Origin of the sequence: Actinoplanes sp. NPDC048791 (assembly GCF_040650095.1) — a bacterium.
Taxonomy (GTDB): domain Bacteria; phylum Actinomycetota; class Actinomycetes; order Mycobacteriales; family Micromonosporaceae; genus Actinoplanes.
Map to the genome: position 1 here is coordinate 1 of NZ_JBEZGQ010001271.1, position 2,107 is coordinate 2,107.

Genomic DNA, 2,107 nt, shown 5'->3' on the forward strand with positions numbered 1-2,107 from the left:
CGTCGAGGTTGGTGACGGTCAGCGCGTCGCGGGCCTGCTCGACCTTCTGCGCGGCGCTGAGGGCGGCCTTGACGGTGACCGGGAAGGCGCGGGTGGCGCTGCTGGAGCCGCTGGTGACGGTCGCGGTCAGGGTCACGGTGGTGTCGGCGGCCGGCCTGGTCACCGCACCGGCGGGCGTGATCACCGCCGGGTCCGAGGAGGACCAGGAGACCTTGCTCCCGTACGCGGGCCCGGCGGCCGGCAGGCTCAGATCACCGGTGACCGCCGAGGTGTCCCCCAGAGTCAGCGCCGCCCGGTCTCCCGCGACCCGGGTCGCGTCGGCGATGGCGATCCCGGCGGCCTCGGTGGCGCTCAGCGCCCGGTCGTAGATCCGGAAGTTGCGGATCCGGCCGTGCAGGTAGGCGTCCGCGGTGTAGACGGACCGGCCCAGATAGTTCGCCTTGGTGACGCCCGATCCGATGCTGCCGGGGGTGATGGTGACGCCGGAGGTGGTCGCCACCGGCTGTCCGTTGAGGTATTCGGTCGCCACACCGTCGGCGCCCAGGGTGTAGCCGATGCTCGCCCAGACCCCGCGGGGCAGACCCGATCCCGCCTTGACGGTCTGCTCGGTGCTCCAGTTCCCGCCGGCGATCGCCGTCCGGTACGGGTCCCCGGTGGCCATCAGATAGCCGTTGCCGACACCGCCCGCGTCGGTGTTGCCCAGCGCCCAGATCATGTACGGCGTGGCCTGCGCGGTGTCGATGTAGACGTCGGCCGCCACGGTGACCGCACCGAGCCCGGCCAGCACGTTGTCCGGCAGCCGCACGTGCCCGTCGGTGCCGCCGAGGACGAGACCGCCGCCGTCGGGCGCGAAGGACGCGTCACCCCTCAGGACGCCGTCGCGGCCGTGGCCCGAGGTGTCCGGGACCGCGGTTCCGGAGGTCTGGGTGAGGTCGTACCGCAGCACCAGGCCGCCGGTGACATCGGCTGCGGCGGCGGCTGCGGCCGGGGCCACGAGGGCGCCGGCGGCCAGCAGACAGGCAGCGATACGGGACAGGTGTCGGGTGCCGCGACGACGGGGCTCGGCGACCATGAAGGCCTCTATCCAGGGGTGGGAGCCGGAAGATTGCCGAAAGTGTTAACGGTCACAACATGCCTGTCAAGCAACCGACACCAAGCCGAAACACAGCCCCGCTCATTCGCCGCTGTCTTTGTCCGTTATGGACCGACCACAAAGCAAAGGACCGGGTCGCCGCGGGCACATATAACCGCCCGCACCGGACCGGCGGCGCGGCGGCGACCGCGCCACCTTGTGCAACCCCGCGGTAACGGATACGCGACACGGAAGAACGCGGATTCGTTTATCGCACTGCGCCGGACGACGGCATGGCGATATCGGCTATGGTATCGCCAATAGAGGCGGTCACCAGGTGCCGCACCAAAGGCTTATCCGGGAGCGACCACATGGCCAAGCAGATCGTCACCCTGCTGACCGACGACATTGACGGCAGCAAAGCGGACCGCACCGTCGAATTCAGCATCGACGGCGTCAGCTACACCATCGACCTTTCCGAGAAGAACGCCGGCAAGCTGCGCAAGGCGCTCGACCCGTACCTGGCCGCCGCCTCCCGGATCGGCCGCAGCAGCACGGCGCGGATCGCCGCGCGCAGCACCGCGCCGGCCCCCAGCCGGGCCAACCGCGACCAGAACCAGGCCATCCGGGAATGGGCCAACAAGAACGGTTACGAGGTCTCCGAACGCGGCCGCATCCCCACCTCGATCGTCGAGGCGTTCCACAGCAAGCGCTGATTCCGCGCCCGCCGGTGACGCCGTCGCGAATGCGATGACGACGCCCCTCGCAACGGCGTCCCGGCACGCACCACAGCCTTTCGGCGGCCCCGCCGCGGCAATGCACAAAGCCCGGCCCGGCTTCTCTGCCGAAGGCAGAGCGCGACGGCGCACTGCGCGCCGATTTCTGCCCTACGGTCGGATCATGTCCACTGATCAGGTCCGGACCGTCGCCGAGCTCAGCGCAGTGCTGGCCGGCTGGCTGCGCCGGCTCATGCCACCGGGGCCCCGGCTCGACGGGCTCACCACCGACCTCGCGGCCGCCTTCGCCGGCCGCCAC

General features: G+C 70.7%; 2 protein-coding genes. One reads left to right on the forward strand and one right to left on the reverse strand.

Going from position 1 to position 2,107, the window contains the following annotated elements; translation table 11 throughout:
• Positions 1-1,072, reverse strand: a 1,072-nt coding sequence (locus AB0C29_RS45295; protein ID WP_360834123.1) for a LamG domain-containing protein, incomplete at its 3' end; no start/stop codon positions are given.
• A gap of 371 nt (positions 1,073-1,443) precedes the next feature.
• Between AB0C29_RS45295 and AB0C29_RS45300 the strand changes: the two genes are divergently transcribed.
• Positions 1,444-1,788 carry an Lsr2 family protein gene (locus AB0C29_RS45300; protein WP_360834125.1) on the forward strand — a complete coding sequence of 115 codons (345 nt, stop codon included), beginning with the start codon at positions 1,444-1,446 and terminating at the stop codon, positions 1,786-1,788.
• The last annotated feature ends 319 nt before the right edge of the window (positions 1,789-2,107 follow it).